This is a genomic window from Candidatus Zixiibacteriota bacterium, from assembly GCA_018820315.1.
Taxonomy (GTDB): Bacteria; Zixibacteria; MSB-5A5; order JAABVY01; family JAHJOQ01; genus JAHJOQ01.
The window spans coordinates 1-23800 of record JAHJOQ010000056.1; the positions used below are offsets into that span (position 1 = coordinate 1).

General features: G+C 50.7%; 16 protein-coding genes. 5 read left to right on the plus strand and 11 right to left on the minus strand.

Annotated elements, in window-relative coordinates; all coding sequences use genetic code 11:
• Together KKH67_04750 and KKH67_04755 are read right to left on the minus strand one after the other, a co-directional pair.
• Positions 1 to 312: class I SAM-dependent methyltransferase (locus KKH67_04750; protein MBU1318489.1), on the minus strand; the 312-nt coding region annotated here is incomplete at its 3' end.
• A 756-nt stretch (positions 313 to 1068) separates the two neighbouring features.
• Positions 1069 to 4638: a hypothetical protein gene (locus tag KKH67_04755; protein MBU1318490.1), complete on the minus strand. Its 3570-nt coding sequence runs from the start codon at positions 4636 to 4638 to the stop codon at positions 1069 to 1071.
• Positions 4639 to 5320: 682 nt separating this feature from the next.
• On the opposite strand from KKH67_04755, the gene KKH67_04760 reads away from it, so the two are divergent.
• A complete protein-coding gene (locus KKH67_04760; protein ID MBU1318491.1) occupies positions 5321 to 6346 on the plus strand; it encodes a patatin-like phospholipase family protein in 1026 nt (341 codons plus the stop codon).
• Between the two features lie 12 nt (positions 6347 to 6358).
• On the opposite strand, the gene KKH67_04765 is transcribed toward KKH67_04760, so the two are convergent.
• The 5 genes from KKH67_04765 to KKH67_04785 form a co-directional block, all read right to left on the minus strand.
• Entirely contained in the window at positions 6359 to 6499 is a 141-nt protein-coding gene (locus KKH67_04765) for a hypothetical protein (GenBank protein MBU1318492.1), read from the minus strand.
• 42 nt (positions 6500 to 6541) lie between these two features.
• Positions 6542 to 7507, minus strand: a complete 966-nt coding sequence (locus tag KKH67_04770) for an HD domain-containing protein (GenBank protein MBU1318493.1) — start codon at positions 7505 to 7507, stop codon at positions 6542 to 6544.
• Between the two features lie 187 nt (positions 7508 to 7694).
• Positions 7695 to 9101 carry a dockerin type I repeat-containing protein gene (locus KKH67_04775; GenBank protein ID MBU1318494.1) on the minus strand — a complete coding sequence of 469 codons (1407 nt, stop codon included), beginning with the start codon at positions 9099 to 9101 and terminating at the stop codon, positions 7695 to 7697.
• 557 nt (positions 9102 to 9658) lie between these two features.
• Positions 9659 to 10363 carry a hypothetical protein gene (locus tag KKH67_04780; GenBank protein MBU1318495.1) on the minus strand — a complete coding sequence of 235 codons (705 nt, stop codon included), beginning with the start codon at positions 10361 to 10363 and terminating at the stop codon, positions 9659 to 9661.
• 1160 nt (positions 10364 to 11523) lie between these two features.
• Positions 11524 to 12720: a TIGR00300 family protein gene (locus tag KKH67_04785; GenBank protein MBU1318496.1), complete on the minus strand. Its 1197-nt coding sequence runs from the start codon at positions 12718 to 12720 to the stop codon at positions 11524 to 11526.
• 306 nt (positions 12721 to 13026) lie between these two features.
• Between KKH67_04785 and KKH67_04790 the strand changes: the two genes are divergently transcribed.
• From KKH67_04790 to purL, 4 genes are all read left to right on the plus strand, one after another.
• A complete protein-coding gene (locus KKH67_04790) occupies positions 13027 to 13362 on the plus strand; it encodes a hypothetical protein (GenBank protein ID MBU1318497.1) in 336 nt (111 codons plus the stop codon).
• Positions 13363 to 13370: 8 nt separating this feature from the next.
• Entirely contained in the window at positions 13371 to 15596 is a 2226-nt protein-coding gene (locus KKH67_04795) for a sigma 54-interacting transcriptional regulator (protein ID MBU1318498.1), read from the plus strand.
• A 551-nt stretch (positions 15597 to 16147) separates the two neighbouring features.
• Positions 16148 to 16660 carry an FKBP-type peptidyl-prolyl cis-trans isomerase gene (locus KKH67_04800; protein ID MBU1318499.1) on the plus strand — a complete coding sequence of 171 codons (513 nt, stop codon included), beginning with the start codon at positions 16148 to 16150 and terminating at the stop codon, positions 16658 to 16660.
• 417 nt (positions 16661 to 17077) lie between these two features.
• Entirely contained in the window at positions 17078 to 19318 is a 2241-nt protein-coding gene (gene purL, locus KKH67_04805; GenBank protein ID MBU1318500.1) for a phosphoribosylformylglycinamidine synthase subunit PurL, read from the plus strand.
• Between the two features lie 3 nt (positions 19319 to 19321).
• On the opposite strand, the gene KKH67_04810 is transcribed toward purL, so the two are convergent.
• The 4 genes from KKH67_04810 to hutH form a co-directional block, all read right to left on the minus strand.
• Positions 19322 to 20407, minus strand: a complete 1086-nt coding sequence (locus tag KKH67_04810) for a hypothetical protein (protein ID MBU1318501.1) — start codon at positions 20405 to 20407, stop codon at positions 19322 to 19324.
• 110 nt (positions 20408 to 20517) lie between these two features.
• Positions 20518 to 20979, minus strand: coding sequence for a hypothetical protein (locus tag KKH67_04815; GenBank protein ID MBU1318502.1), 462 nt, complete (start codon positions 20977 to 20979; stop codon positions 20518 to 20520).
• Positions 20976 to 22055, minus strand: coding sequence for a DUF262 domain-containing protein (locus tag KKH67_04820; protein MBU1318503.1), 1080 nt, complete (start codon positions 22053 to 22055; stop codon positions 20976 to 20978). Before KKH67_04820 ends, KKH67_04815 begins: the two co-directional genes overlap by 4 nt.
• A gap of 151 nt (positions 22056 to 22206) precedes the next feature.
• The gene (gene hutH, locus KKH67_04825; protein MBU1318504.1) at positions 22207 to 23736 is read right to left on the minus strand and encodes a histidine ammonia-lyase; all 1530 of its coding nucleotides are present in this window, start codon (positions 23734 to 23736) and stop codon (positions 22207 to 22209) included.
• Between the last annotated feature and the right edge of the window lie 64 nt (positions 23737 to 23800).

Genomic DNA, 23800 nt, shown 5'->3' on the forward strand with positions numbered 1-23800 from the left:
GGAGCAACTCACAAGAATGCCGTTTGGTGACAACAGCTGCATCGCTATGCGGTTGATATCTTTGTAGCCTCTGCACGCCTTCACTATAGCTGTCTTGCTCTTGCAGAATGCGGGAGGATCGAGGATAATCATATCGAATCGTTCCCCGGCGTCCGCCATCTCGCGCAGTATCTCAAACGCATCGCCGGTCATCACATTCACTTGCTCCGAGCCGCGACGGTTAAGTGCTACATTGATCTCGAACTGCGCAACAGCCGCCTCTGAGATTTCGACCGCAGTCAGCGAATCACACCCGCCATCGAGCGCCGTCAGGAGTCCTTCCTGACGGCTCTATTCATAACGGAAAAGAAGGGATTCCTTCCCGCGCGTTGCGCTGTACAAGATCCCAACAGCCCGAAGAGCTGTCATTCCGATGCAAATCGGAATCCAGTCAGGACATTCTCTGGATACCGACTTTCGTCGGCATGACAACGCCTCCGGCGTTGCAAGTCAAGATGTCAAAACCACAGAGGGGTTGACCACATTTCCTCGCTTAGGCAACAGCGCGTTGCGGTGTGCAAGATCCCAACAGCCCGAAGAGCTGTCATTCCGATGCAAATCGGAATCCAGTCTTGGCACCTTCTTGATACCGACTTTCGGGCCTGTTGAAAAACCCTGAATGACGTCATCATTGCGAGCGAAGCATGGCAATCTCCGCGTTCCACAATAGCCTTGATTGACATAAAGATCGCCACGCCGCTTCGCTCCTCGCGATGACGACGTGCCTCGGTCCGTGACTTTTTCATCAGGCTCTTTCGTCGGCATGACAACGCCTGCGGCGTTGTGAGTGGTGACTGAATATGCAGACGACGTAGGGAAGAATCATCAGGATCGCCGTCGTACGAAAGATGTCAAAACCTCAGGGGTCTTGATCTACATTGCTTTGCGCAACTATGTGAATCGTGCAGGAAGGGATTCCTGCCCGCGCGTCAAAGGGGTTCCGTCCCGCGCACCAACGCAAGATAGGAGATCCTGTCAATGGTACCGTAAACCGCGATCAGAGATCGCGGCCACATATCGAGCTTAATATCAATCTGCTTCGCTACCGACAATCCAGAAATCGCGCGGGTAGAGTCGGTAGACATCGGTCTTACCTTCGGTACCGCTCAAATACTCCTCGAATGACTGGAATTGCGTCTCAGGGCCAATGATGAAGTAGACCGCGTCGGTTGCCGTGCGACCCGGAGGATCGAGACCCGGAACAACTTCACCATAAGTAGCCAACATCCGCGACTGTATCCTGTCATACAAATCGGGTGCCTTGCTGAGTTCGAGGACGCTCTCTCTGAATCTCTTCACAACCTCAGGTGTCAAGCCATCTGCAAGATCGGTCGCCATCGCCGTTCCGCGATCTTCATAATTGGATGCTGCCCGTGAACTTCTAAAGACCTGTGCGACCGCATAATTCGCAAGACTCGGATCGTTCGGCGCATTCTTCAATTCATCGGCGACAAACTGAATTGTCTGTGCGAGGTCGGGACACCGCTCGGCATAGTAGCTCATAAGTCCACTTGCTGAATTTGTTCCGATCCCATTCGAATAGGCAAGTCCGGCTCCCCATGTCTTCATGAACATACTGTGCGCGCCACCGCCGGCATAGAGCTGAGCTGCAAGGAAATCGAGCAGCGACTCATCGTCGAAATCGAGATAACCCGCGCTCCTTGCACTGTTCAGGAATACACCGTTCTGAGTGTTCTCATTGATGAGTCCAACATATACCGGATCCAGAGCTTTGGGATTGCGCTCAGCCAGACGCGACTTCACGAGCGGCTCATCGCTGTAATGCACTACGGCAGACGCTGCATTCGACAGACCCGATACGGTCTCCTCAATTTTCGGCAAGAGAGTTTGAGCAATACTGCTGTTGAGAATCGCATACGAACGGACGTTATCCTGCCTGCGGATGAATTCCATCATGTTCTTTAGGTCGGTCAGCGCCTTCTCCGGAGGAACACTCAAGTCTGCATCGATCTGCCTGCATATATAGTCAAGGTCAGCACCGAGAGTGGCATCCGGCACTTCATGCAAATTCTGCGTCAGATCTTTGACTGCTTCTGATGCTAGTATCCTCGCATCCGGCGTCAAGGCGTCGAACTTCTCACGCAGAGCGTTGTCCGCTTTTGGAGTTTCTGCAGTCACATCCGACAGCAATACTTCAGCGCCCGCACGATCGGAGACGACAAGCACTGCCCCGAGATCAGACAGAAAACCGGAGACTTCGTTATTCACCGATGCACTTCCAGCCTCTTTCAGCATCCAGCGCACTCGCTGCAAAGCGTGATTCTGTGTTAGAAAACACCCTGCACTCATCAGTAGCGGGTTCGATTGCTTGCGATATGCGGCTGCAGGACCGCTGACCCATCTCTCCTCGCTTCCTTTCATGGTATTGCGGGAATTGCTGAGACGAAGGTCTATCGCATCTCTAATGCGTGGCAGATTCTCTATGCGCCAATCCGGATTGAGTAGCACGAGTTTCATCCATTCGATTGCTCTCTCAGATTCCTTCATATCAGATCCGGCAGCAGCGATCACTAGCTCCGCGCGATCAAATGCATATCTTGTAGAATAACTTGCATTGACCCACAGTATCTCCTGACGTATTCTTTCGCTCATTTCGTCGTATGCAATTGGGACACCATTCTCGATCACGCCAACTTCATTTAAGAACGTCGGCAGAGCCGGCACATAGACAAGATACTCTTCCGGAACGACCTCCATCCCAAACACAAGGCCTGCATTAGTGCCGGTCATCGTCTCGAATGTAGATACAACCATCTGACCACCGCCAGGCATTTTGCTGACTGTGTAATTCAACTGCCCGTCCAGCGCCATCGGTGGCTGCTCGACAAATGTAGGCATGTCAATCTTCTTCGCATCTTCTTCGATTTCAGCAGTCTTCGCGTCATAATCGGCTTTGCACAGACTGATTGCCTCCTGATCCGAGCTGACGCCATACTTCGTCTTCAGGCCATCGACATACTCGGCTATGCGTGCTTGCTTCGTCTGCTTGTCCTTCTCGAGAAGCTCAGGATTTGCGACTGCCGCTATAGCATACGGCTCAAACTCCAGCAGCTTGCACTTGTCGATATACTCTTTCCAGAAGTTCCTTCCCGATTTGATGAGATTCTCGGCGAATTCGGTTTCCTGCTTCTGCATCAAGTCCTTCCTGAAGCCGTCGGTGGTCTGAAGACGCTTGAGAAGGTCGGCCCATTCATTGCCGATACTCCGATATCCGAATCTCGGCGGAGTCGAAACGAATTTCCTCGTGTAGCGTTTGCTCTCGGCGATTCTATTGAGCACGCGATCATTGAAGCTCTTCAATTCCTCGGAACCGTCGGCGAAATTCGCAATCTTTTCGAGCTCTGCCCGAACAACCGACCTCACGGAATCTATCGTATTTTCATTTAGCGATTCACGGCTTACATTCGAGAACCAGAGATAAATGGGCAGTCCGAAATCAAACGCAAATCCGACATAGATACCGTTCGTGCCGATATCCATCACGCGCGTCTGTGAATCAATAAACTTCTTGTGCAGATTAGAGGTCTGTCCCGATGCGAGGTTATCGAGAAGGAGGTCAGCAACACGCTTTTCATTGTTGTCGAACTTTTGAGTCGGAGGCCATGCGAATGTGAGTATTCCCGGCTCATTCTCATTGAGATGCGGAAATTCGATGAACTTCGTAGTCCCTGCCGGGGCAGGTTTAGGTGCGGGAAGATTATCCTCGGCTAAGCCTGGGTTTGGTCCCGGCTCTGCATTGGGGTCAAGCTTTTCGAGAATATCCGACGTTTTCCGGAGGAAGTCCTCGAGACCATATTCATCCGGCAGACATACGATCATGCCCATGTTCGAAAGCAAATATGATTCACCGTGGAATTTGCGAAGATCTTCGGGAATCTGACTGCGTATCCCCTCCGGAGTCCCGCCAGATTCGTTGGAGCAGGGATGCCCTTTTCCGTACATAAGAATGGCAAGATCATACCACAATATCGTTCCTGCACGCTCGAATGTGCTGACCATCTCGGTGTAGACAGTGCCCTTCTCCTCGAGGCTGAGGGTACTAGTCTCCGGATCATCTACGACACCCATGTTGCAGACTTCACGCCTGATTTCCTCGTCGGAGAAGTTCGGATACAGCATTGCGTCGAGCTTGGCCTCGAGCAGTTCGTAGAACACATCACCACCGGCAGTCGTGTTGAAATGATAGTCCGTGTGGAGCGTGTATGTCCCGGCGGAACTGCTGCCGAGCGACATGTTCTCCAGCGAGGAAACATAACGTCCCTTGTTGCCCTTGCCGAGAAGGAGATGCTCGCAGGTGTGCGGCTCTCCTTTATCGGAGTCCGGAAAGCTGTTGAACCACATGTATGCCTGCGGGACCGATTGAATCCGCAGGACATCAAGGATCATCCCGGAGGGGACGTGATGGAATCTCGCGCCAATGGCGATAGCGGCGTCGTTGTCATACAGATTATCAACTGCGAAAGCAGCGATTTCCTGATTCGGCTGCAGTGCCTCAAGAGCTTCGTCGGCGAAAACAGCAGTGCAGGTCAGGAGCACGATTGTGATGGCGAGCACCATCGAGATTGTGCGCTTTGTCATTTGTTCACCTCATTGAATTTTGATTATCTCAGAAATGGGTGAGCTCCAAGTCATCCCATATCCTGGATGGTGGCTCATAGGATGCAGAAAGAATCCTCGAATGTTACTTCATCTATACAAGTTGATACGATACACAGAATTGCGTTGTTTCACAACAGGAAAGTGATCCGGGAGTGCAATGAGAGAATCCACACCTGGGCATGATGGATTAAAGAAATTAATGATAATTTGGCATACGAAAACGGTTGCCTGGAGGGCATCCTGATTGTATTTTGGTCATGAACGGTGAGAGAGGCGATCGTTTGAAATTCTAACAATTTTCTGATGAAGGTCGCCCCTAGCAGGTTGAACCAGACGCCGTGACCTCCTTTTGGAGTAGCGTCTCCTAAACACCGCGGAGGCTGTAAAAACCCTTTACCGTGACTGTAAGGTGTTATTCCAAACGGCCACAAGCCTCTCTCCCTTCTGATTATATCTGGCAGGCAATTCTCTCATTTCGCAGGGCGGCTATATTAATGACTCCTTCCGCGGTAGCTATTCCACAACAACTGCCCGCGGGAACTTGAGATTATTGATCGACGCAGAGGCGTTGGCTTCAAGTAAAGCCTCTGCAATCTGAAAACTGTATTGCTAATCAATCACAACGGGCGAGACTTACGGGGTAAAATGTGGAGGTGTAATCATGGGAAAGACCGCAATTGTTATGTCTGGAGGCGGTGCGAAGGGTGCTTTTGAACTGGGCGCTGCACATTATCTCATCAAAGACAAGGAGATCGATCCGGAAGTCATTGTCGGAGTGTCGACCGGCAATCTCAATGCCGCAATGCTGGCGCAGGGCAAAGGATATGTGGGTCTCGTCGGCCAATTGTATGAGCTCGAAAACATCTGGTTCTCTATCGATGAGAATGAAGATGTGTACTATGAACGCTTCGGCGGTATGGTCGGACTCTTGTTAAAAGCCGACAGCATCTACTCGAACAAACCGCTCTGGAAACTCATCAAGGAAAATGTCGACCCGTTCAAGCTCAAAGACTCTGGTCGGATTCTCCGCATCGGTGTCGTAGGGCTGATGGGGGGTGAGTACTATGCGGTGAGTGGCAGGTATGAGAGAATCCTGGACATGATCAGGGCTTCGGCCGCAATCCCGGTCTATTTCAATCCGGTCGATATTGACACGGAGCGCTGGGTGGACGGAGGGGTTAGAAACATAACTCCGTTGGCTTCGGCATTTGCGGCTCTGGCAGAAACGGGTGAGAGCGCAGATTCTACTGTGGATGATCCGGACACGATCTACGTCATTCTCGCCAGCCCCCTCGAGACAAAAAAGATCACTGACGAAAGTAAACTCGACAGCGGAATTGAAATACTATCAAGATCCATTGAATTGCTGACAGACGAGATATACCGCAACGATCTGGAAACTGCGATAAGTATCAACGAAGCGGTGAAGTACTATCACAAGCTGAAGAGCATGCACCAAAACCTCCCGCCTGGTTTCCCGTTCGCCGACCATCGAAACGCCAATATCGTTCTCATAGCGCCCGAAATTCTCCACATGGGATCGCTCGAGTTCGATCGTGTTAAAATCAAGAAGGCGTTCGAGGCAGGCAAGAAGAGGGCTGAGGAGGCATTGACGGCAGCAGAGCAGGCGGACGGATCAAACGTCACCCCGAAAATGTTGCAGAGGACGATTAAGGTCATCAAGTAATCCGAAGTATCTTCATAGTGCGTCGCTGCTTTGATTGGAGTAGAATGGCTCCGGATCGACACGAGCGGAACCATTGTGGCCGGTGAACGACCCAACACACCAGCGAATAGCGATTATTGTCGGAACACATGACCCACCACCGACCCCTGTCATCGAGTTCTGCTGATAGGTGAGTATCGCGGTTCAGGAGAGCGCTCAGCTGCCTTCAGGCACGCCTGGACCCAATTCCTTGGCGAACTGCTCAAGAAAATGCGCATCAAATACGTGCTTATTCTCAAACATCCATTTCAGTACAGGGTAGGTTTCCTCGGCGGCCCGATATACCCGCTGCGTGGTCATCGCATCAAAGACATCGGCAATCGATACGATCTTACTGTACCGATGAATGTATGAGGAACCAATACTGTTCGGATAGCCGGACCCGTCTTCCCGTTCGTGATGCTGGATTATGGGGGCGCATGATTCTTCAGATATAATGTCTGTTTTCTTGATGATATCAAATCCGTACTGGGGGTGTTTTCGGATCATTTCCATCTCAAGAGGCGTCAGTATTCCTCTTTTATTCAGGACTGAATCGGGTATTCTGCTCTTGCCAATATCATGCAGCATAGCACCTGTGCCGAGCTGGTGAAGTTCATCGGCACTTGTAATCCCGACTGCCTGGGCGAGCGCAATCGAGTAAGTGCAGACATTGACACAGTGTGTGTAAGTGCAGTAATCTGTAGACATGACCTTCAGCAGACTGCGAAACGCATCCCGTCTGGAGAGTACGAATGAGACTGTCGATTCCACCATAGCCTGACTGCGCTTGATGTTTTCCCCCCGAGTCGGGTTGTTCAGAACCTCTTCGACCAGGTATTTTGCGCTATCGTAAAAGATTCCTGCCCTGGTCGTTTCCTCAATTGAGGCATCGCTCAAAATCGTTGTCAGGTTGGATTCCACATATTTCTGATAGACGTGACGGTCAGAGTTGGGGACATATAATCTGGGAACGCCATTCTCGATCAGTGTCTTACGAACGTTCTCAGTGAATGGCAATCTTTTCGATCTATACAGCACATAGGTTCCGTCGTGGAGCGTGTACAGATCAAAATCGAGAACGCTGTCAATCCTGAGCGATTCTAGGTAGATTGTCAGATAACCGCCGTGCTGCATCTTCATTCGCTGTGCTCTGGTTGTTCGTTAGACTTAGGATCTTTGCTCTGACTATATACAAGGCGAGAACAATCGTCAATATAAAAAGTAAATGCTCCGACTTCACTACTCTGCTGAGTCGGGGAGGTCGGGGTAATACAGATATTTCTTACACCTGACTCTGATCACGGTAAGCTGACCAAAAGAGCCGACATCAAAGCGCGCAGGGCGTGGGGCCGCTTGAGAATATGTAGGCAATCAGATAGACAGCGTCGTCGATGTCGATCGCACCTGAGCAGTCTGCATCACCCGATTCGAGCGGATCGGGGGCGGGACCGCTGGCGAAAATATACTGTATAAGAAACACAACATCGTCGATATCAACAGCTCCATTACCGTCGGCATCTCCCGCCACATATGTCTGCAGATCGACATAAACCGAATCGATATCTGTCGTCACCGTTGCCGCACCATCAGAGAATTCGAAATAGTAGTCGTACCATCCGCCTGATGTGACCGTGACTTCAGTTTCGAACAGTGTGCCGGATGCGTAATCTTTCACACATGCGCTCATAGGGTGGAGATCAAGTTCGACATGAAAGTCTCTTATGACTGCGAGATGATTGTCGGTGTCAGTGTACGTAACCGATGCTGAGATCAACCTTCCCTCTCCCGCAACGGCTGACGCACCTGACAGTGTCGGAGCGTTATTGGACGAATAGTCGGAGAGATTCGATTGAGGCTGAAAGATAGCGATCTTCCCCCAGTCATTAGTCGCCATACCCGACAGGCTCTGTGTGGCTGTCACCGGTGCAAGGACTATGAGATTCGAAGGAGGCGGCCAGTCGGACCATCCCGGCTGCGCTGTCAGGTCGGAGATATTACACGACATCGAAAGAGCGTTTCCGGAAATATTCGTTGTGATGTTTCCAATTTGAGAGAATGAGCTGTCGGCGGGATCGATCTTATAGAGTCCTGGGCCGATCAACAACGGCACGCTGGCGTAAACAAATGCGTACGCGATAGAATCGGTGGCATCGGGATCGATTATTCCGACGGAGTACACAAAGAAGGTGAATCCGGAGCTGGTCGGGAATCCTCCACCATTGTTCTCGAACCTTACGTAGAGCTTAGTGTCGGAATAACTGCCGTAGCAGTGTGTTATATCGAGATAGCTCGCTGATGTACCCTCGGCGTCACCGGTGGGATCAGCGCCGAGATCGGCGAGCAGATATGACGGCACCGGAAATGTACCACCAATGTTTTTCGGAGACTGTGTCACCACCACCGTATCCAGCTCCGATCTGTTGTACCATTCGAACTGCGAGGTGGTCGTGACATATTCGGCGGTAGCTGAATATGTGTAGACAGAACATACCTGATACAGCTCAGTCATTTCTGCTAGATTCCATGCGTTCACAGCCGGATCGCGATAGATTATCTGGTGCACAATCGAGAACTCATCTGCGAGTGAATCGGCAACATCGAAGTCGAACTGGACATTGTCACCGGCCGCGCTGGAAAATGTCGGCGCGAATGGATCTGAGAAAGTCTGAGAGAAAGCGTTTCCACCCGTGAATATGCAAAGCAGAATAAATGAGAATATCAGAGCTCGTTTCATGGTAATATCTCCTCGGCATTCGAAATAGTGAGACCGTATAGTTTCAATATATCCCGAATCGGTGATCATGCAAGCCGAAGCTCGGTATCATGCAAAAAAAGAGCCAGCTCGGGTTGCACGAATTCCACTTCATTACTTCCTGCTTCGACTTCTAAGGCGCCTCAAGCATCTTACACCAAACCAAACGAAGTTCAATATAACGGCCACAGCTAACGGGAACTTCAAGTCACTAAACTCCAAGTCACCAAGACTATCGACCTTAAGGACACAAGTCACAAAAGCGAGAAACGTCAAGGCTGTTGCCATAAACTCAGGCTGATTAACAAATGCCACTACCAAATCCCAAGGAGTTCGGCCCGTCACCTCCGGCACAGGGCCACCCTGATCCTTTTCTGATGCCCCCTGCTCTCTATAGTCTTCTTGTTGATCCGGTGTACCGGTGCTCGCAACTTCTGCTGTACTATCTTTTTTAGCAATGAGAGAAGCTGGCGGGTCAGTGTGGTCCCTTAGATCTGGCGCATCGTCCAACTCAATTACTAAGCGTTTTATCGCCATGGTTATAGCCCGACTCCGGAAGCAATCTGTTCCGCCTTGCACCATGAGAGCTCAATCGCTTTCTTCAGCAATTGAGGAATGTCGGATGCCGCTAAGCCGTCACTCTTGAAATAGTCGATGTCAAGATACAGACCGCACTGATTGAAGCGATCAGATTCAAATTGGAAGTACCGCCCGGCTTCATCCTTGTGTATCGGTCCCCCTGAAACCCGGACGTCAAAAACATCTTCTCTTAACTCGATTGTAAACTGAAAATCTGTTTCCTCCCCAATCAGCGATCTAGCTTTGTCAGAAAAAAGAGTCTCAAATGAGGCTTTATTGATCGCTTCAAAGGAGTGCTCCGACGGCACGAAGATCTTTGTTCTTGCCCCGAAGCGAGTTGGCGTCGGAATTTTGAATTGATCGTATTCTTGCAGCGATTTCCAGAAGCGTGATGCGCGATCTGCGAAATAGTTGCGTGTTGCCGGATCCAAAGTGACGTAGCCGGCGCTCTTATAGCCGACGAAAGCTCCCTCCCGCTTAACACCTTCTGAATCGTCACGGAAATTGACAACGTTCGAATCGATCTTCCAGTGGGGGAAAAGGTTCCTGCGTCTGACATAGTCGGCGATGCGTCCCCGTACGTCTAAGAAACTGCCTAAGGCGGCATAACGAACCTCCAAGACGTGTTCAGCTAACATCTTTCCGTCTGCTTTGGCTTTTGTCATGATTCATCTCCTTGGAGAGCAGGACCAGTTCTAATCTTGCAGGCGTTTCCCCTGCGCCCTATGCTGCGGCTTCAAGACTCGCATGAACCTCGTGCGAATCGAGACAGCATCAATATTAGCTTGCCGCCCTCACCTTCTAACAAGTCTGACATTTTATATGCTGGGCTAATTCTAATATAGCGTGATGCAACTCTTTTGCAAGGCTAAGCTGGGCTAGCACAATAAAAAAACGACTATGACTTTGGATTTCGGACTGCTGATCTAATCACCGTGCTTAAAGAGCGGATTGAGGCGTTGAAGACTTCTATACTTGATGAAGGCTCGTACGCGATAGCCTGCACCGCAGACATCAACGCCGGATCGCGGCAGCTCACCAAGGAATCAAGAGACGTCATCCGGAATCCTGGACCCAAGATTAGGCAGAATCATCGCAGCAAGTAATCAAGTAGCTTGCCAGCCACAACAGCGACAGCTGCTCCACCGATTGCCCCAACAAAGATCGCCAATGCTTTAAGTATACCATCAGAAGTAGGTTTTGCAAGACCCATTTCTCACCTCCACCATATAATTCGGCAGAGGCTGTTCAAAACATGAACAGTTTCATGAAGCTGCTCAATATCTGAACAATCTTATAATGAAATTGGGAAAAGAAAGTCAACAAAACGGTACATCCCCGATGTGGGATTGTTCTATGCAATAGTTCCCACAAAAAAGGAGCCAGCTCGGGTTGCACGAGCTGACTCCAGATCCAGTCCTAATCGCCCTGGGGATAGGGCATTGGTAAGGCAAGTGCAGAGGAATGTGCACTGTGATTATATTATACTTAATTACTCTTATTTGTCAAGCCAAAACATCCAATTGTCCACATGAATTGAGAATTCTTGTGCAGCCTCAATCGATGACTGCGGCTGGTTGAATTGCCTCTTCAGGAAGAGTCGATTAAGTCCACATGAACCGCGCTGTCAGGAACCCTCCCTGACAGCTAAGTGAATCGTGCAGGAAGGGATTCCTGCCCGCGCGGAAATCCTTGTGAAGCCTCAAATTCCAGTGGTTGGTGTACGTCCGCGTGAACCAACTTCTGAACGAAAGAAATAGGCAGGATCACTCCGTCACGCACTGCGTGACTACGGATCGCTGCCCTACAAAAGACCGGAGGGATATCAGCTTCTTAGTTGTTGAGACAGATGATGGAGGAAAAGGCCGACATCGGTGACGACACCGACTGCCTGTGATGAGCCTCTATCGCTCAGCTTCGTGACAACCGAGGGGTTAATGTCTACGATGATGGTTTTCGCCTTCGATGGCAGCATGTTGCCGACGGCTATCGAATGCAGCATGGTTGAGAGCATCAGTACAACATCGATGTCCTGCAGCGCCTCGGCGTACTTCTCCTGTGCCAGGTTCATGTCAGTGATTACTTCAGGCAGCGGACCATCATCGCGAATCGATCCGGCCAGAACAAATGGGACATTATGCTTGACGCATGAGTACATGATCCCCGATTTGAGCACCCCCGATTCCACAGCCGCTGCAATCGATCCGGCGCGATAGATTGTGTTGATGGCTCTAATGTGATTTCTGTGGCCGTCGCTGACCGGAAGGCCGTTGTCGAGGTGGATTCCGAGCGATGTGCCGTAGAGCGACTGTTCGATGTCATGAACCGCTAGCGCATTGCCCGACAATACGAGATCGATATGACCATTTTCTATCAAGCTGCAGAGAGCATGTGACGAGCCGGTGTGAACGACGACCGGGCCGGCAACTATGGCGGTCTTGACATCGGGCGGTGATATGATCTGCGCTACACGCCTGACAGCCAGCTCGACCCGCCTTTCGGATGATATCTCGCTGGTCATGAATGCGAAATCGGATCTGTCTCTATCGCGAAATTGCGGGAGAACGCGGACTCCTTCGACACCACAGACGATCATGTCTCCCCGCTTCACATCGCGAAGTTTGCGGCAGACCGGGCCATTATCGCTGATGACAATCACAGCATCCATTCTCTGATTCCGGACATTAACCCAGGCATCATTGGAGAATACCTTCGTTACATGGTTTGTGGTCGAGTAGAAGTCATTAGGAACGACACTGTCCGCCTCAGCCGGCAGTACGCTGATTTCGTGTGGTGAGTCGAGGAAACAGCCGAGAGAGCTTAGCCGCGGGAGCAGCGAGCCGATTTTCTCAGCTTCTCCGGTTATCTCGATTTTTGCCAGCGATGGGTCGAGATTCGTCTTACCCATGTCAAAGGAGACAATCTTGAACTGAGCCTCAGATTTTATGACCGTATCGAGGATTTCGGACATGATGCCGGAATCAATTATATGCCCTTCAACGACAACAACTTCTCGACGCATGCATCTCTCCCATGGTGACTATGTATCTATCGGATGCCCTTCCTATAGTGTATCGGCAAATTAACCGCATGTATGAGAGGATGCAGGGTAGTCACTTGCGACCACTGCGCCACCGCATTTGCACCCTTCATTGGTCGAAGATACTTCTTGACAGAACTTGAATCAGGCCATAATATTAAAGTAGTAACTGACGTTACCCCCTCTTTACTCGCCGTCGAGCAGACAGCATTAAACGAGTTATGTCCAGATGCGTCTTATTATTCGGTTAGATAATAGTGTGCTTTTCCATATCAAGGAGTGTGTGTTATGAAAGCCAGCAAAGTGATGGTTCTGGTTGTGTGTCTGGCGTTCCTTCTTGGAGCAGTCCCGTCGTCGATTGCCTGGGATGGACGCGTAGTTCCTCTGATCTCGACTCCTGATGTCGATGATCCGGAGCCGATCACCGAGGGTGATCCGTGGGATGACAACGATGACGGCGGTCCTGATGGTGCAAACATCGGACCGAATATCATCATCGTCAATCAGCTCGGGCTGCCATGGTGGTTCACGAAGTATCATGTCGTGATTTCCAAGGTCAAACCGGCAAACGTTGACGCGACCGACCGAAAGGTAATTAGGAAAAAAACCACCACAAGCAAGTAGTTAGGTATATGTCCACACCAGATAGCCCAAAATTCAGAGCGGAGCTTCTGCAGTTAGAGCTGTATAGCTCCAATCGTGATCTGAAAAAGGCTGCGGCTAAAGTCGTGGATCTCGAATCGGCGTATCCGAATCTGTCGCACAATTCACCGCGCTTCTTGCTTTTGAAGGCCACTCTGTTCAATCAGACAGGCGACTATATGGAGGCAATTTCGACAGCTTCTAAAGCATACGATCTTGTCAGGGATACCTCAGATCACGAACTCCTTGCTCTTGTCCAGACTGAGCTCGCGAGAGCCAGTCAGTACTTAGGAGATACAGATCGCAGCGAACGCGAGTATAGGGATGTTGCGGCTACTTACCGACGCTGCGGAAATACTTTAGGAATCATAGACACGCTCAACAAGATAGCAGGCATCCGCTATCTCAGGGCCGACTATGACGAAGCCTGCAGCCTGCTCGGTGAAGCGGGCAGATGTGCTGAAGAGCTCGGCGATGAGTTACGCCTGGCCAGAATCAGCGGTAACCTTGGACGAATTGCGATCCGTCAGGGAAAATTCCACGATGCTGTCGATAAGCTGTCTGTTTCCATCGAGAAGCATGGCAAGCTCGGCAATCATGTAAGTCTTGCGCGATCATTCCTATCCCTCGCGCTTGTTGAGATTCGCCTGGCGAATTTCGACTCTGCGAGGCGCAATCTCAAGAAGGCTCTGTTGATTATCCGCGAGCAGACGCTGCGGCGCGAACTTGCGATCTATTTCGAGTACAAGGGAGAACTGCTTCTGGCGCAGGGAAATCTCGACAAAGCGCTGAGTGCGGCAAACAACGCAATCGAGGCGGGTTCCGCAGTGGCTGCCGAAGGCGACCTCCTCAGTCAATCGGAGCGGTTGAAAGGTCAGATTCTCTTCAAGCTGCGCCGTATTGATGAGGCAGAGGAATCAGCGAACAAGGCTCTGCATGTTGCGGAGAGAATCGACGAAAAGCTCGAAATCGCCGAGAGCGTCAAGCTTCTCGCTGAGATTTCTGACGCAAAACGTTGTGAGACCGACAGTAAACAGCAGTTGGAGTATTCAGTTGCATTGCTGCGCAGTCTCGGCACAATCTATGAGCTTGCCGATTGTTTTCGGCGAGCATGCGAATTGAGTTGGGTGGATGTGTCCGCCAAGGCTCATTATCAGCAGACTGCAATCGAGCTGTACAGTACGATTGGACTCGACTTGGATATGTTCAGGAAACCTGAGGCGATTGAGGCGGCTCCTCAGAACAGACATATATATATTGTCACAGGAGCTACTGGCGAATCGGTGCGGATTGCGACGGCGAACCGCCAGATGCGCTCGATATTGAGGGTCGTCAATCACTGCAAGGATTCCGACATTCCGATTCTGATTACCGGCGAGACAGGGACCGGCAAGGACCTCCTTGCGAAATATATCCACCATTCGTCGATAAGATCGGGGGAACCGTTTATCCCGGTCAACTGCTCCGCGATACCGAAAGATCTCGCGGAGAGCGAATTGTTCGGGCATGTCAAGGGATCATTCACTAATGCTGTCGAGGATAAGCAGGGACTTGTGTCAGCTGCCGATGGTGGCACCCTGTTCCTGAATGAAATCGGTGAGCTTCAGAAATCGCTCCAGGCGAAACTGCTTGGCTGTCTGGAAGAAAAACGAGTGGCAAGAATCGGTGACACAGTCGCCCACCCAGTCAATTTCAGATTGATCACCGCGACCAACCGCGATTTGGAGGAAGATGTCTCCGAAGGCGCGTTCCGTCAGGATCTTTACTTCAGGATAGCGGTGATGACTCTCGAACTTCCCCCCCTCCGACAGAGAGGCGAGGATCTGGTGGAACTGATCAAGTTCTTCCTCTGCGAAAATGGAATCCGTCTCGGTGATGTGAATGGGATTTTCGATCATCAGAGTATCCCGAATATTCTCGGGTATGGCTGGCCCGGCAACATACGCGAACTGAGGAACGAGATTCAGCTCTGCGCGCTGGAGTATCCCGGAGATCCTGTCGGCGTTGTGACATCGCTCGAAGCCAGACTCTCCAAGCCGATCGATTCGAAAGGCATCGAATCGGCAAGTGGCCTTTCCCGGCAACTCGCTGAATTCGAACGGAACCGTATAAGAGAGGCGCTAAAGTTGACAGATGGCGTCATCCGCAGAGCCGCGCAGATCCTGCAGATTCCGGAGGCGACACTGCGCTCCAAGATGAGAAGACACGATATGTGATGCGTATAATCGAATAACTACCCCCACGTCTTGCGCGTGCATTTAAACGCAAGTGATACAGCCGGTTATCATAGGATACCGGCTGTATTCGTTTGTTGTGGAGCATATTCTGCGCTTCGGACTTTTGCGGTACATGCGACGGCAATAGCCGCCGAACATCCACATTGTGTGTAATCAGTTTATAGACAGCGAGTTACAGCCATTGAATCCGAGTGAAAGCCCGACAGCCTCTTTGGCACAACTGTTGCGTAAGAGAAGGTCGGCATATACATAGAAGTAAGTCTCTGGTTGGCTCGGTTTGGGCAAGCTGAACTGGATCTTGCTATCAAGCTATGGTTTTGGGCGGTCCCTATCTACTGCGGCAGGTAGATAGGGACTTTTGTATGCCCGGTTATAATGACTCGAAATCTTGAGTTTTGTGCAATCAGGTAAATGTCTTTCTTAGAGAATCGTGAAGATTCACTCTCCGGAATTAATATTTGCATTTAGCTCCAAAATGCTTATCTTCGCCGCAATTAACCAAGCACCAAATAGCAATGGAGGAAAATCGAATGAGGACACTAATTTCTATTCTTGCTATCCTGCTCCTGATATTCGCGGCAGGATGTGGCGGCGATGCTGAAGAGACTCCCGAATCCAAAATGGAAGAGGCGGTTCAGCCGAAAACCACACCCCCACCGGCATCACAACCTGCAGCAGCCGGTATTACGATGGCAATCGGTGATACTGTCACGACCGCGAGTGGTCTGAAGTATGTCGACATAACAGTTGGCGATGGACCATCACCGACCAACGGCCAGATGTGCGAGATGCACTACACCGGCTGGCTGACAAACGGCACCAAGTTTGACTCCTCGCGCGACAGAGGCCAGACATTCCAGTTCCCGATCGGTAAAGGTAGTGTAATTAAGGGATGGGATGAAGGCATAGCGTCGATGAAAGTTGGCGGCCAGAGAATGCTGATTATCCCATCCGACCTCGCCTATGGTCCCGGCGGCCGACCGCCTGTAATTCCGCCGAAATCGACACTAATTTTCGATGTCGCGCTGATCGGCGTTAAGTAGAATATCTGTTCTCGAATATTGAGCGGGCCACGATTGCGCTTTAGCGCAGTCTGGCCTGCCTTTCTTTGGCATGTGTATCAATCCCGTTGAAGTCGAGTCTTGTAGGGTGGAACATGTTCCACCGATTCTTCTGGCACACTTCTGCCTTAGCGTTCACCGCAATTCTCCGAAGCTCGGGCTTGTAGGCGAATGAACGATGAGGATCAACAAGGTGGTGGAACACGTTCCACCGACTCTTTTAGCACACTTCTGCCACAGCGTTCACCGCAATTCTCCGATGCCCGGACTTGTAGGCGGATGAACGATGAGGATCAACAAGATGGTGGAACGCGTTCCACCCTGCAAGACCCCCTGCCGCTGAAATCTCCCTTGACTGATCGGTTCAAACACCTTTATTGCTCTCTTTCAGGAGGTGGTATGGCTGAGCCGAAAGTCGATCTCGAACTCGCAATAGAACACGGACTATCCGAAGACGAATACGATTGGATTCTCAGGATTCTCGGGCGGACGCCTACCTACACCGAACTCGGTATATTCTCAGTCATGTGGTCGGAGCATTGCTCGTATAAGAACTCAATCGCGCTCCTGAAGACTCTCCCCCGCGAAGGCTCTGCGCTCCTGACCAAGGCAGGCGAAGAAAACGCCGGAGCTATCGACATCGGGGACGGCCTCGCGGTTGTATTTAAGATCGAATCGCACAATCACCCCACAGCAGTCGAGCCATACCAGGCCGCAGCCACCGGTGTCGGCGGGATTTTGCGCGACATATTCACAATGGGTGCACGCCCGATCGCGTGTCTTAACTCGCTTCGTTTCGGGCATCTCGATCAGCCGAGGGCGCGGTATCTATTTAACGGAGCGGTCAAAGGTATCGGCGACTACGGAAATTCGTTCGGTGTGCCGACAGTCGGCGGTGAGGTCTATTTCGAGGACTGCTACGCTGGAAATCCACTCGTCAACGCAATGGCTGTCGGGATTGTCAAGACCGATGGTCTTATCAGCGCAACTGCCAAGGGCGCCGGCAATCCTGTGTATATCGTCGGTTCATCGACAGGCCGCGACGGCGTCCACGGAGCGACATATGCATCTGAAGGAATATCTGAGGCAACGGAATCAAAGAGACCGTCGGTGCAAATCGGCGATCCATTTATGGAGAAGCTCCTTCTCGAAGCGACACTCGAAATAATCAGAGAGGACCTGATCGTAGGGGTGCAGGATATGGGCGCGGCGGGGATCACCTGCTGCACGACCGAAATGTCTGCGCGCGGAAAGTCGGGCATGGATATCGATCTGACCAAAGTGCCGGTGCGCGAAGACAATATGACACCGTACGAGATAATGCTCTCCGAATCTCAGGAGCGGATGCTGGTATGCGTGAAGAAGGGGAACGAGAATAGCGTGCAGGAAATTTTCAAGAAGTGGGGACTGCATGCAGTGCAGATCGGTACTGTCATTGATGAGGATAGGCTTATCGTTCGCAATAATGGACAGGTCGTCGCTGACATGCCGGCAGATATTCTCGTGCTTGGCGGAGGAGCTCCGATATACAAGCGCGAGACGAAATGTCCGTCGTACCTCGATGAACTCAATAAACTTGACATACAAGATATTGCCGTTCCGAACGATCTCGATGATTCGATGATTAAGCTGATCGGATCTCCGTGTATTGCCGACCGTAGCTGGATATATCACCAGTACGATCAGACAGTCAGAACGAACACCGCTGTCGCTCCGGGGTCCGATGCTGCTGTGATGAGAATTCGAAAGACAAAGAAGGCTCTTGCATTGACGACCGACTGCAATGGACGGTACTGCTATCTCAATCCGAGGCGCGGCGCTGAGATCGCTGTATCCGAGGCTGCGCGCAATATCACCGCATCTGGCGGACGGCCTGTTGCGATCACCAACTGCCTCAATTTCGGGAATCCGTACAAGCCGGAAATGTACTGGAATTTCACGGAGGCTGTCGGTGGAATGGGTGAGGCATGCAGAGTCTTCGAAACACCGGTGACTGGCGGCAATGTCTCATTCTACAACGAAGACCAGATCACCAATCGTGCAGTATTCCCGACACCGGTAATCGGAATGCTCGGGATCATCGACGACATCGCGCATATCACGACACAGCATTTCAAGGATGATGGTGATATCATATTGCTGATTGGCGAGACACACGAAGAACTCGGCGGATCGGAGTATCTGAAAATCGTCCACGGCAAAATCTGCGGCGACTGCCCGCAGCTCGACCTGCAGCATGAAAAGCTCGTACAGGATGCAGTCAGGAACTTGATTACATCCGGGCTATTGAAATCATGTCATGATCTATCCGAAGGCGGGCTTGCGGTAGGACTTGCAGAATGCTGCATCACTGATCGCGAGAATCAGATCGGCTGCAACGTGAAACTCGAATCTGATCTTCGCCACGACATTCTGCTCTTTGCGGAGTCGCAATCGAGGTTCATCGTGACGGTGACCGCGAAGGATGTTGGCAGGGCATCGAAGCAGTTGCGCGATGCAGGAATAACGTTCGCACAAATCGGAAGTGTCGGCGGAGACAGGCTGAAGATCAATTCAATGATTGATTGTTCGCTAACTGATCTGTCAGCGGCATATTTCGCCACGCTCCACGACTTTATGGATCGCCCAATCGAAGTGTAGAGGTCATTCTTCGTTTGTAAGTGCGACCACCTCACAAGAAGTCAGTTCTCTAACTTCATTGATTTCGGAGCCCTTCCGAACGATGATCTTTGCCTTGTCTGCAGGCAACTCGCTCAGATCAATATCGCCGTGGAATCTCCATTCCTGTTCCGGCTCCCAGTTGCCCGATTTCTCACCTTTATTCTGGAAGTATGGCTTGTCGCAATCTCGCATGTTCTGAAAGATATTTGGAGTGGCATAGATTACGGGTCTGATTCCAATCGATTCGGCGAAATTCCTCTCAATTGCAATTCCATACGGTTCGAAATTCCAGCGAACAAACCGCGCGCGCCATTTCATGAGGGTTACGGCGTCTGCCGGATGGCGCTCTGTCAGCGAGACGACTTCGTAGCCCCCCTGAATGCGTTCTCCTGTGCCGAAGATTTTGCTGGTTTGCAGGATATTCTTGAGAGAGTTCAGTGCGCGATGAGAATAACTGCCTGCAGATGCTATCATTTCATCATAGTAGTCGAACGACTTCTGATTTGGCCAGGGACCATCGAAACTTCGAGTCCAGTGTGTTAGATAGTCCCACGATTCATGCTTCGAGATAACGATGCTGGATTTGTCTGGCGGATTGTAGAGTCGGCGCGAGGATTTCGTGTACGGAGTCGAGAATGTGTGATCTGTGACCGCATCACACCTTGCGTGACCAGCAATCATCATCGCAAGGTTGCCTTCGGGATTCACAGATACCGGCAAAACCAGATCAGCGTTCCCGATTGCAGTACGATCTCTGTCGAGCCACCAGTCTTTCGATGATTTTCCGGATGATTCGACGGCACTGATCCGGGTTATCGAGTTGTTGAGGTCAAAAGATTCAAGTAGCTCATTAGGCGAGCCGCTCATCGACGATGGCACGATCAGATCGAGCGGGACTTCCAGTTTGCTAGCCAGATATGTCACCAGTTCGTATGTGTTCATACCGACGCTTGATATCAGTCCGAATCCCTCGCACGCGGCATAATTGGCGGCGGCGATGGTATTCACCACCCACGCATCTGATCCGGTCGGTTGTTTGGATTGACGGGAGTTAAGAATAAGCGCCACCTTCTGACAGCGCTCATCCTGTATGCTCGAAGTATTCAGTTGTGCACCCCTCTTTGTGTGCTTGTCAAGTTACAAGATGAAGGGCCATCGAAAACGAGCATGGCAGATGGCTAATGACACTGACCCTCACAAATATCTATGAACTTAATTGCCCTCTGATAATAGTCATAGATCCGGGCATACGTAATACTCACGTCCTCACCATGAGATATTCTATTCCTATTGGCAACGATGCTATCAACCGCATCCTTTAGTTCTCCCTCTGTTTGCCTTTCAATTGCAGCTTCCCATTCGCGGCTGAACAGCCCAATCAGCTTAAGTATCTTCCCCATCTTTGGATTTCGGAACTCCCGCAGTTTGCCATCTATAAAATTCGCTACAGTTGGAGAGGACTGCTCGTGTGCGTGCTTTATCAATATTTCTCTGATGCCAATCTCTAGAAAGCCGGACACAAGAACACAAAGGTACCGAGCCCAGTGCGACTGCAGCTCAATTTGCTCAGATAGCAGTCCAATTTGTCCGAATAGATGGTCTAGCCTTTTTTGATAGAGAACAATTTTAATGTTGTTCATCTTACGTTCTCAAATGCAGTAGTAGCCAGAGAAATCCTCTTATAGACGATGGTTTCATCAGCAGTACCAGTGTGAGTAGCACCGAGAAAATCTCGGTCATTCAACAAGGCTTCATAACTTTCTCTTACAGCATCCATGTCTTCGATATTACCGGCTTCGAGTCTTCTTGCTATTCCCGTCATGATTGCATCAAAGACAGCCGCATTGAGCGCTCTAAGAGGCTTAAAGGCCCTGTCACCGATCGATTCGTTAACTAGCTGAACAGTATTGGAAAAGACTTCTGTTAGTTTTTCCGCTGACTGCAACTTCAGACTCTTATTCTTAGCCATGTATGAGTTGAGGAAATCTTTCATCGGTCTAGAATAGTTCTCGATATCAAACAACATCGCAAAAAAGCGCAGTATCAATTCCTGATCTCTCATGCGGCTGCTTACATTGCCATAGACTAAACGCCAGAACTTATTCTGATTGAGTTCATCCAATAATCGATTAAACTCCCCGTGGTACATGCATGCTCTGATTTCTTGAGGATGCAGGTGTGTTCCTCCCGTGTTCAAGCGTTCAAAAATATGATAGATACTGCTGTCGTCTTCGGAAGGTTCGTCCTGCTTTACGATAGTTGCATGTAGAATAGAGTCGTCCAATCGACGTCGGTCTTCATCTTTCAACTTCTTGTATGTCATGCCTCGAAGCTGTTTTTGAACATTCGTGAGTTCGAATTCTCGCCCAGTATGTGCAAAAATGCCTTCGTAGAAATATTGGAGGGTGCGAAGTCTCTGCTGTCCATCAATGACCAAAAGGTGCTGGGTCTCTTTTTCCTTAGACAAGAAAATACCCGGTACCGGTAGACCAAGTAGAAGAGATTCAACGAATCGTGATGCCTGATTAATGTTCCAAACGAATCCACGTTGGAAGGTGGGTACCAAGATGCTTTCGTTAGCAATCCGTTTTACCAATCCGTCTATTGGATAGTCCGCCCCATAACTGGTGATCGCATACTTGAAGAGCAGGACTTCAGACTCATCACCTAGCTCGTCCTCAATCTCTTCGTCTTCGAGTTCGAAATCATTCTTCATCTCTGCTCCCCTGAAATCACATTACTCATACTGAGACTACAAGCTCACCGCTACAAATATAGTAAATTGACATCGCAATTCCAATACATGAAAATGAACTCAAGCGTCGAATCCGCAAGGGATTCGACCTACATTTTCAATGCAGCGATCCTCATTTCAGCTTGCCGACTGCAGATTCAGCGGCTTCGAGGATCTTACCGGTTCGCACCAACTCGGCCATCTTGTTGATATCGTCATACAGCGGCCGGTCTTCTTTCATATACTTCACATGCTCACGGATCAGTTCATAAACAGCGTTAGAGCCTCTGCTCAGCTTGAGCGGTTTTCTGAAATCCGCCGCCTGCGCTCCGCAGAGCAATTCAATGCCGACCACTCCGCAGGCATTGTCGATAATCTGGCGCGTCTTGATCGCGCTGGTCATGCCCATCGACACGAAATCTTCCTGATCCGCGGCGGCTGGAATCGACCCGGTCGCGGCCGGGTGCGAAAGGACGCGATTCTCGCATATAAGAGCGCCCTGTGTATACTGAGTCAGCATCATGCCGGAGAACATACCGGCACCTTCGGTGAGGAATGCAGGTAATCCGACTGACAGATTCTTGTTGAGCAGTCTATTCGTGCGCCTTTCCGATATGACGGCAATCGTTGTCACCGACATCCCGATAAATTCGAGTGGGAATGCTATCGGTGTGCCCTGGAAATTCGCGCCGGTCAAGACAACGCCGTCGCCCTCATCCGGGAAGAAGATCGGATTGTCACCGACGCCGTTGAGCTCGGTTTCGATCATTTCGCGGCAGAATCGATATGTATCCTTGGCGGTGCCGAGGACCTGCGGGGTCGAGCGCATGGAATAGGCATCCTGGACTTTCTTATCTTTCTGAGCGAGAATTTCGCTGTCGGCGGAAAGTCTCCGGATGTTTTCGGCACACTCGATCGCGCCTCTATATCCCCTGATTTTGTGCAGCCGCTCGTCGTACGCAAGCATATTAGCTTTCAACCCTTCGAGAGTCATAACCGCGGCGATTTCGGCTGTCTTTGTGAATGTGTCCGCATCGAGAAGCTGCAACGATGCCATGCCGGTAATCACATTGGAACCGTTGATCGACGCGAGACCATCGCGAGCCTCGAACACGACCGGCTCGATACCGGCCTTCTGCAGCGCAATCTTGCTCGGCAGCCGCTCGCCCTTGTAGAACGCTTCTCCTTCGCCGATCAGTACCAGTGCCATCTGCGACATGGGCGAAAGATCGCCGCAGGCCCCAACAGAGCCTTTCTGACACATGACTGGAGTGACACCTTTGTTCAGGAGATCACGCATTGTTTCGACGATTACAGGGCGGCATCCGGAATGCCCCTGAGAAAGAACATTTATCCGCGATAGGATTGCTGCACGCACAATCTCCTCAGCCATCGGTTCGCCGTAACCGGCGGCATGGCTGTATACGATATATTTCTGGAATGCCTTGATTTGCTCCGGCGGCAGAAAGACCTCGGATAGCTCGCCGATACCGGTCGTGATGCCATACATGACAGCATGTTCGGCAATTTTCTTGTCGACGAATGAGCGGCAGTGTCGGATTCTGTCAAATGCGGCGTCGGATACAGTGACTTGCTCTCTCTGTCTCGCAACCCGCAGTACACCCTCTATCGCTAATCTGCCATTACCTATAGTAAGCGCCATTGATACCTCCTGAAATTCAGTTGCCAAAGATAACAAGAAGCGGCAGAAATCCAAGCTGATTTTG

Coding starts and splice junctions, on each gene's coding strand:
- KKH67_04800 (MBU1318499.1), top strand. CDS start 16,148: ATGAGGACACTAATTTCTATTCTTGCTATCCTGCTCCTGATATTCGCG.
- KKH67_04780 (MBU1318495.1), bottom strand. CDS start 10,363: ATGACAAAAGCCAAAGCAGACGGAAAGATGTTAGCTGAACACGTCTTG.
- KKH67_04775 (MBU1318494.1), bottom strand. CDS start 9,101: ATGAAACGAGCTCTGATATTCTCATTTATTCTGCTTTGCATATTCACG.
- KKH67_04790 (MBU1318497.1), top strand. CDS start 13,027: ATGAAAGCCAGCAAAGTGATGGTTCTGGTTGTGTGTCTGGCGTTCCTT.
- KKH67_04755 (MBU1318490.1), bottom strand. CDS start 4,638: ATGACAAAGCGCACAATCTCGATGGTGCTCGCCATCACAATCGTGCTC.
- KKH67_04765 (MBU1318492.1), bottom strand. CDS start 6,499: ATGACAGGGGTCGGTGGTGGGTCATGTGTTCCGACAATAATCGCTATT.
- hutH (MBU1318504.1), bottom strand. CDS start 23,736: ATGGCGCTTACTATAGGTAATGGCAGATTAGCGATAGAGGGTGTACTG.
- KKH67_04795 (MBU1318498.1), top strand. CDS start 13,371: ATGTCCACACCAGATAGCCCAAAATTCAGAGCGGAGCTTCTGCAGTTA.
- KKH67_04820 (MBU1318503.1), bottom strand. CDS start 22,055: ATGAAGAATGATTTCGAACTCGAAGACGAAGAGATTGAGGACGAGCTA.
- KKH67_04785 (MBU1318496.1), bottom strand. CDS start 12,720: ATGCGTCGAGAAGTTGTTGTCGTTGAAGGGCATATAATTGATTCCGGC.
- KKH67_04770 (MBU1318493.1), bottom strand. CDS start 7,507: ATGAAGATGCAGCACGGCGGTTATCTGACAATCTACCTAGAATCGCTC.
- purL (MBU1318500.1), top strand. CDS start 17,078: ATGGCTGAGCCGAAAGTCGATCTCGAACTCGCAATAGAACACGGACTA.
- KKH67_04815 (MBU1318502.1), bottom strand. CDS start 20,979: ATGAACAACATTAAAATTGTTCTCTATCAAAAAAGGCTAGACCATCTA.
- KKH67_04760 (MBU1318491.1), top strand. CDS start 5,321: ATGGGAAAGACCGCAATTGTTATGTCTGGAGGCGGTGCGAAGGGTGCT.